This window comes from Janthinobacterium sp. AD80 (genome assembly GCF_002878455.1).
In the GTDB taxonomy this organism is placed as follows: Bacteria; Pseudomonadota; Gammaproteobacteria; order Burkholderiales; family Burkholderiaceae_D; genus Janthinobacterium.
On sequence record NZ_NRDQ01000183.1, the window covers coordinates 1 to 8,415 of the forward strand.

4 protein-coding genes are annotated in these 8,415 nt (G+C 66.0%); all 4 read left to right on the forward strand.

Going from position 1 to position 8,415, the window contains the following annotated elements; translation table 11 throughout:
* Window positions 1–249: 249 nt before the first annotated feature.
* Entirely contained in the window at window positions 250–1,422 is a 1,173-nt protein-coding gene (locus tag JaAD80_RS25565; protein WP_308410647.1) for an efflux RND transporter periplasmic adaptor subunit, read from the forward strand.
* 180 nt (window positions 1,423–1,602) lie between these two features.
* Window positions 1,603–4,722, forward strand: coding sequence for an efflux RND transporter permease subunit (locus JaAD80_RS25570; protein ID WP_102298755.1), 3,120 nt, complete (start codon window positions 1,603–1,605; stop codon window positions 4,720–4,722).
* Window positions 4,719–7,955: an efflux RND transporter permease subunit gene (locus JaAD80_RS25575; RefSeq protein ID WP_102298757.1), complete on the forward strand. Its 3,237-nt coding sequence runs from the start codon at window positions 4,719–4,721 to the stop codon at window positions 7,953–7,955. Before JaAD80_RS25570 ends, JaAD80_RS25575 begins: the two co-directional genes overlap by 4 nt.
* Window positions 7,952–8,415, forward strand: a 464-nt coding sequence (locus JaAD80_RS25580) for a TolC family protein (RefSeq protein WP_258003177.1), incomplete at its 3' end; no start/stop codon positions are given. The genes JaAD80_RS25575 and JaAD80_RS25580, both read left to right, overlap by 4 nt.

Here is an 8,415-nt window from a genome sequence, read left to right on the forward strand (position 1 = left end):
GCCAGCCGCTGCCGCCGGCTGCCGGCGCCGGCGCGGCATGGCCAATTGTTTCAAGTAGAAATGAAACAGTTACATGACTATGCTAGAGTCGTTTCACACTAGGAAACGATGTTTTTTCAGCTGATTTTCAGCTCTTGATTTCCTGGTGATGAATACATAACCCCGAAAAACGGTCGTCCGGCCTGAGTGTGTTGCACCTCGGCCGGCGCCACAGACTCGCCGTGCCAGCGGCCTATACAAGGATAAGCGATGGATTCGCAGACAGCACCCAATTCCCCACGGCGCAGCCGCCGTTCGAAAATCGTCGGCAGCGTCATCGCGCTGGCCGTGATGGCCGCGCTGGGCGGCGGTGCCTGGTATTTGACCCACTCCGGCGTCAGCGCACAGGCCGGCCCTGGCATGGGTGGTCCTGGCGGCCCTGGCGGCCCGGGCGGGCGCCGCGGCGGCCCTTCGACCACCGTCGGCGTGGCCACGGCCGTGAAGTCCGACTTGCCCGTGGTGCTCGATGCGCTGGGCACCGTGACGGCGGCGTCCACCGTGACGGTGCGCCCGCAAGTGTCGGGCATTTTGAAGGAGCTGAAATTCAAGGAAGGCGGCATGGTCAAGGCGGGCCAGGTGGTGGCGCAGATCGACCCGGCGCAGTTCGAGATGGCGCTGATGCAGGCCACGGGCCAGCGCCAGCGCGACGAGGCGCAGCTGGAAAACGCGCGCCTGACCCTGAAACGCTACCAGACCTTGCTGGGCCAGGATTCCATCGCGCGCCAGGACGTCGACACGCAGGCCGCCCTGGTGAAGCAGCTGGAAGGCACCGTCATGACGGATCGCGCCGCCGAAGGCACGGCTAAACTCAATCTGGGGTACACCAAGGTGGTGTCGCCGATCAGCGGCCGCGCGGGCCTGAAGGTGGTCGACATCGGCAACCTCGTGAGCACCAGTGACACGGGCGGCGTTGTCGTGGTGACGCAGCTCTCGCCCATCGACGTGGAATTCTCGGTGCCGCAGGATAAGGTGCAGACCATCCAGGAGCGCGTGAACGAAGGTTCCGCCCTGGCGGCGCTGGCGCTGGACCGCACGCGCACGCATACCCTGGACAAGGGCAGCTTGACGGCGCTGGACAACCAGGTCGACGTGCAGACGGGCACCGTGCGCGCCAAGGCCCGCTACACGAACGACAAGATGGCCCTGTTCCCCAGCCAGTTCGTCAACGTGCGCCTGGAACTGGGCAACATCACGGGCGCCGTGCTGGTGCCCGTCACGGCACTGCGCCACAGTAATAACGGCGACTTCGTGTATGTGCTGAAAGCGGATAAAACCGTCACCGTGCGCATGGTCACGCGCGGCCAGGCCACCACCGACATGGTGGAAATCCGCGCCGGCCTGGAAGCGGGCGAGCAAGTCATCACGGAAGGCGCGACCGCCTGAAGGAAGGCGCGAAAGTCACCCTGGCGGGCGACAAGCCGGCCATGGGCGCCGGTGGCGCGGTGGCGGTGGCAGTGGCAGATATTTCCATCGCCGCCAGCACGCTGACGGCGCGGCCAGCGCACCGGCCGCAGCGTCGGCCACCTCTGCGCCAGCCACGGCGCCAGCGAAGGGCGCGGCGCAATGAGTCCATCGACGCCATTCATCAAGCGCCCCGTCGCCACGGCGCTGCTGATGCTGGCCATCGTGCTGGCGGGCCTGGTCGGCTTCAAGTTCCTGCCGCTGGCCGCCTTGCCGCAGGTGGACTTCCCCACCATCCAGGTGCAGACGCTGTACCCGGGCGCCAGCCCGGAAGTGATGGGGCAGACCGTGACGGCGCCGCTGGAGCGCCAGTTCGGGCAAATGTCCGGCTTGCAGCGCATGAGCTCCACCAGCGCCGCCGGGGTCTCCATCATCACCCTGCAATTCACCTTGGGCCAGACCCTGGACGTGGCGGAACAGGAAGTGCAGGCGGCCATCAACGCCGGCGGCTCGCTGCTGCCGACCGACTTGCCGGCGCCGCCCGTGTACGCCAAGATCAACCCGGCCGACGCGCCCGTGCTGACCTTGGCTATTACCTCCGACACGATGCCGCTGACGCAGGTGCAAAACATCGTCAATACGCGCCTGGCGCTGAAAATCAGCCAGGTCAATGGCGTGGGCCTGGTGTCGCTGTCGGGCGGCCAGCGTCCCGCCGTGCGCATCCAGGGCGATACCAAATTGCTGGCGTCGTACGGCCTGGGCCTCGACAGCCTGCGCACGGCCATCGCGGCGGCCAACGTCAACAGCGCCAAGGGCAGTTTCGACGGCCCCACGCGCTCGTTTACCATCAATGCCAACGACCAGCTGGTGACGGCGGAAGACTACAAACGCCTGATCATCACGTATAAAAATGGCGCGCCCGTGCGCCTGTCCGACGTGGCCAACGTGGTCGACAGCGCCGAAAACACGCGCCTGGGCGCCTGGTCCGGCAAGCAGCCGGCCATCATCCTGAACGTGCAGCGCCAGCCCGGCGCGAACGTCATCAAGACGGTCGACGCTATCAAGGCCCTGCTGCCGGAACTGCAGGCCAGCCTGCCGGCGGCCATGAAGCTCGACGTGCTGAGCGACCGCACGACGGGCATCCGCGCCTCGGTCGAACACGTGGAAATGGAATTGCTGTTGTCGGTGCTGCTGGTGGTGCTGGTGATCTTCGCCTTCTTGCACAGCATGCGCGCCACGGTGATCGCCAGCCTGTCCGTGCCAATCTCGCTGATCGGCGCCTGCGGCGTCATGTATCTGCTCGGCTACAGCCTGAACAACCTCTCCTTGATGGCCTTGACCATCGCCACGGGCTTTGTCGTCGATGATGCCATCGTCATGATCGAGAACATCGCCCGCTACATCGAGGAGGGCGAAACGCCGATGGCCGCCGCCCTGAAAGGCGCGTCGCAGATCGGCTTTACCATCATCTCGCTGACCGTGTCGCTGATCGCCGTGCTCATTCCCCTGCTGTTCATGGGCGACGTGGTGGGCCGTCTGTTCCGCGAATTTGCCATGACCCTGGCCATCACGATTCTGATTTCCGCCGTGGTCTCGCTGACCCTGGTGCCGATGATGTCGGCGCGCTGGCTGAAAAGCCACGCCGATGAAAAGGTCAGCGCCACGGGCCAGCGCATCCAGGCCTTCCTCGACCGTGTCATCGTGCAGTACGACCATGCGCTGGTATGGGTGCTGAAACGCCAGGGACTGACCCTGCTCGTCGCCCTGGCCACCCTGGTGCTGACCGTCGTGCTGTACATCGTCATCCCGAAAGGCCTGTTCCCCACGCAGGATACGGGGCAGCTGCAGGCGCGCCTGGAAACGTCGCAAGCCGTCTCGTATGTACGCATGGCGGTCTTGCAGCAGGCGGCGGCCAGCGCGCTGCTGGAAGACCCGGACGTCGATACCCTCAGTTCCCTCGTCGGCGTGGACGCGGCCAACAACACCATGCTGCACACGGGCAGCATGCTGATCAACCTGAAGCGCTCGCGCAGCGACAGCCAGGAAGACATCATGGAGCGCCTGCGCGGGCGCGTTGCCAAGGTGGCCGGCGTGACCCTGTATCTGCAGCCGACGCAGGATCTCACCATCGATGCGGAATCGGGGCCGACGCAGTACCGCGTCTCGCTCGAAGGGGCCGACACGGCCACCGTCACCGAGTGGGCCGGCAAGCTGGCCGCGCGCATGCGCGAAAAATCGCAGCTGCGCAACGTCGTCACCGATGCAGGCGCCACGGGCGCCGCCGTCACCGTGGCCATCGACCGCGACAGCGCCGCGCGCATGTCCGTCACCACGGCCACCGTCGACGACGCGCTGTACAACGCCTTCGGCCAGCGCATCATCTCGACGATTTTCACGGAAACCAACCAGTACCGCGTCATCCTCGAAGCGCAGCCGGGCATCGTTACCACGCCGTCCGACCTGGCCGACCTGCAGGTACGCACTGGGTCCGGCAAGTCGACGCCGCTGTCCGCCTTTGCCAGCGTCAGCGAAAAACAGGCGCCGCTGCAGATCACGCACGTGGCGCAATACCCGGCCACCACCCTGGGCTTCGACACCACGCATGGCGTGGCCCTGGGCAGCGCCGTCGACGCCATCCGCCAGGCGGCGAAAGACATCGCCTTGCCCGCCTCGGTGACATTGACGTTCCTGGGCGCGGCCGGTGCGTATGAAAATTCGCTGTCGAACCAGCTGTGGCTCATTCTCGCCGCCGTCGTCTGCGTGTACATCGTGCTGGGCGTGCTGTATGAAAGCTACATCCACCCGCTGACGATTCTGTCGACCCTGCCGTCGGCTGGCGTAGGCGCCTTGCTGGCGCTGATGATTTTCGGGCAGGACCTGGGCGTGATCGGCATCATCGGCATCATCCTGCTGATCGGCATCGTCAAGAAGAACGCCATCATGATGATCGACTTCGCCATCGAGGCCGAGCGCGATGAAGGCAAGAGCCCGCAGGAAGCCATCCACCAGGCGGCGCTGCTGCGTTTCCGTCCGATTCTGATGACGACCCTCGCTGCGCTGTTCGCGGCCGTGCCGCTGATGCTGGGCTGGGGCGAGGGCGCCGAGTTGCGCCGTCCGCTGGGCCTGGCCATCTTCGGCGGCCTGATCGTCAGCCAGGTGCTGACGCTGTTTACCACGCCGGTGATCTACCTGGCCTTTGACCGCCTGGGCCAGCGCTTCGCGCGCAAGACAGCCGCGGTGAACCTGGACAAGCCGGCAGATAATGCGGGGAGCGCCGCGTGAACCTGTCCGAACCGTTCGTCAAGCGGCCCATCGCCACCGTGCTGCTGACCATCGGCATCGCGCTGGCGGGCATCGGCGCGTTCTTCGTGCTGCCCGTCTCGCCGCTGCCGCAGGTCGATTACCCGACCATTTCCGTCAGCGCCAGCCTGCCCGGCGCCAGCCCCGCGACCATGGCCACGTCCGTGGCCACGCCGCTGGAACGGCGCCTGGGCGTGATTTCCGGCGTCAACGAGATGACCTCGTCGTCGGGCACGGGCTCGACGCGCATCAACCTGCAGTTTGACCTGAACCGCAAGATCGATTCGGCCGCGCGCGAAGTGCAGGCGGCCATCGCCGCCTCGCGCGTGGACTTGCCGGCCACCCTGCGCAGCAACCCGACCTACCGCAAGGCCAATCCCTCCGATGCGCCCGTCATCATCCTGGCGCTGACCTCGAAGACGCGCACGCCGGGGCAGATCTACGATGCTGTGTCGAACCTGGTGCAGCAGAAGGTGGCGCAAGTGAAGGGCGTGGGCGACGTGGAACTGGGCGGCGGCTCGCTGCCGGCCGTGCGCGTGGAACTGCTGCCCTACCAGCTCAATCACTACAGCGTGTCGATGGAAGACGTGCGCGCGGCCATCCAGACCAGCAACGCCAACCGCCCGAAAGGGGCGATTTCCGGCGACGAGCGCAGCCTGCAGATCTATTCGGGCGCGACCACCGCTTCGGGCGGGCGCAGCGCGGCCGACTACCGCAGCCTGGTGGTGGCCTGGCGCGACGGCGCCGCCATCCGCCTCGACGACGTGGCCGAAGTGGTCGACGGCGTGGAAAACAACAATACCCTGGGCCTGTTCAATGGCGACCCAGCCGTGATCGTGCTGATCACGCGCCAGCCCGGCGCCAACGTCATCGCCACGGTCGACGGCGTGCGCGCGCTGCTGCCGCAACTGCAGGCGCAGCTGCCGGGCGACATCAAGCTGCAGGTGGCGTCCGACAGCACCAATTCCATCCGCTCGTCCCTGCACGAAATCGAGTTCACCCTGATCCTCTCCATCGTGCTGGTGGTGCTGGTGGTCAGCGCCTTCTTGCGCAGCGTGCGCGCCACCATTATCCCCGCCGTGGCCACCATCGTGTCGCTGCTGGGCACCTTCGGCGTGATGTACATGCTGGGCTTTTCGCTGAACAACCTGTCGCTGATGGCGCTGACGGTGGCCACCGGCTTTGTTGTCGACGATGCCATCGTGGTGCTGGAAAACACCCAGCGCCACATCGAGGCGGGCATGGACCGCTTCAAGGCGGCCCTGCTGGGCGCGCGTGAAGTGGGCTTTACGGTGCTGTCGATCAGCCTGTCGCTGGTGGCCGTCTTCATCCCGTTGCTGTTCATGGGCGGCCAGGTGGGACGGCTGTTCCGCGAGTTTGCCGTGACCCTGTCGGCCGCCGTGATGATTTCGCTGGTCATTTCGCTCACCACCACGCCGATGATGTGCGCCTGGCTGCTGAAAAGCGGCGGGCAGCACAAGGCGCCCGGCGCCATCGCGCGCTGGTTCGAACGGGGTTTCGAGCGCATGCTCAAGGTCTACGAGCATTGCCTGGACTGGGCCCTGTCGAGCGCCGCGCTGGTGATGGCGATCCTGGTGTTTGTGGTCGGCCTGAACGTGTACCTGTTTGCCGCCGCGCCCAAGGGTTTTTTCCCGCAGCAGGACACGGGCCAGATCAATGGCGGCATGCGTGCCGACCAGAGCATCTCCTTCCAGGCCATGCAGGGCAAGCTGCGCGAGCTGGTCAACATCATCAAGGACGATCCCGCCGTCGCCACCGTCGTCGGATTTACGGGCGGCGGCAGGGCAGGGGGCGGCTTCATGTTCATCGACCTGAAACCCGCTTCGCAGCGCACCGACAAGGGCCAGGCCGTGATCGCCCGTCTGCGTCCGCAGCTGGCCAAGGTGACGGGCATCTCGCTGTTCCTCAACCCCGTGCAGGATTTGCGCATGGGTGGGCGCACGAGCAATTCCACCTACCAGTACACGCTGATCAGCGACAACCAGGCGGACCTGAAGAAATGGGCGGCCAGGCTGGCCGACCAGATGAAGGCGCAGCCGGCCCTGATCGACGTCGACACGGACCAGGCGGAAAACGGCGTGGAAACCTTCGTCTCCATCGACAAGGACCGCGCCACGCAGCTGGGCGTGCAGGTGCGCGACATCGACAATGCGCTGTACAACAGCTTTGGCCAGCGCCAGGTGGCGACCATCTACGATGAGCTCAACCAGTACCACGTGATCATGGAAGTGGCGCCCCGCTATGCGCAAAGCCCGGAGGCGCTGCGCTCCGTGTATGTGCCGGCGTCGAATGCCGCCACTACCACCACGACTACCAGCGCCGTCGCCTCGGCGGTCAGCGCGACGACGTCGAACACCACGGCCGCGCGCGACCCGTCCAGCGGCACGGCCCTGAGCACCACCTTGGCGACGATGGTGCCGCTGTCGTCGTTCAGCAGCTTTGCGGAAAGCTCGACGGCCACCTCGATCAACCACCAGGGCGGCGAACTGGCGACCACCGTGTCGTTCAACCTGTCGGACGGCTATACCCTCAGCGACGGCCAGGCGGCCGTGGCCCAGGCGGAAGCGGAAATCGGCATGCCCGTGAATGTGCGCGGCAGCTTCCAGGGTTCGGCGAAGAGCGCGCAGGACAGCAACAAGGAGCAGCCGCTGCTGATCCTGGCGGCCATCGTGGTCATCTACATCGTGCTGGGTATTCTGTACGAAAGCCTGATCCACCCGATCACCGTGCTGTCGACCTTGCCGTCGGCGGGGGTGGGCGCCGTGCTGGCCCTGCTGATGTTCCGCATGGAGTTTTCCATCATAGCCCTGATCGGCGTGTTCCTGTTGATCGGAATCGTGAAGAAAAATGCTATATTGATCATCGACTTCGCGCTGGAGGCCGAGCGATCGCGCGGCTTGACGGCGGTGGAGGCGGTGCGCGAGGCTTGTTTGCTGCGTTTCCGCCCCATTCTGATGACCACTCTGGCGGCGGCGCTTGGCGCCTTGCCGCTGGCGATCGGTTTCGGCGAGGGGTCGGAGCTACGCCAGCCCTTGGGGGTCGCCATCATCGGCGGCCTGATTGCCAGCCAGTTACTCACATTGCTGACCACCCCGGTGGTCTACATCCTGCTCGACAAGCTGCGCACGCGCAGCGCCGACGAGCAGCAATTGAGCCGCATTCCTGGGCCAGATAACCCGAGCACACAATCATGAAGCATGTAAAACCTATCGTATCGAGCGCACCGGCACGCCATCTCCTGGCACTTGCCGCCGCCGCTCTGCTGGCCGGCTGCGCCGTCAGCCCCACGTATGAAGTGCCGACGGCCGCCGCGCCGCAAGCGTTCAAGGAGGCGGCAGGCTGGCAGCCCGCCGTGCCGGCCGATACCCTGGAACGGGGGCCGTGGTGGACCCTGTTCGGCGACGCGCAGCTGAACCAGCTGGCCGACAGCATCGACATCTCGAACCAGAACGTGGCCGCCGCCATCGCCTCGTACGAGCAGGCGCGCGCGCTGGTGCGCGAACAGCGCGCCTCGCTGTTCCCCAGCGTGAACCTGACGGGCAGCGGCACGCGCTCGGGCGGCGGGGGCGAGCAGCAGACGGCGAACAACTACCGCGCCGCCATTGGCGCCTCATGGGAGCCGGACGTGTGGGGCAAGCTGCGCGCCGGCGTGAC

Coding starts and splice junctions, on each gene's coding strand:
- JaAD80_RS25565 (WP_308410647.1), top strand. CDS start 250: ATGGATTCGCAGACAGCACCCAATTCCCCACGGCGCAGCCGCCGTTCG.
- JaAD80_RS25570 (WP_102298755.1), top strand. CDS start 1,603: ATGAGTCCATCGACGCCATTCATCAAGCGCCCCGTCGCCACGGCGCTG.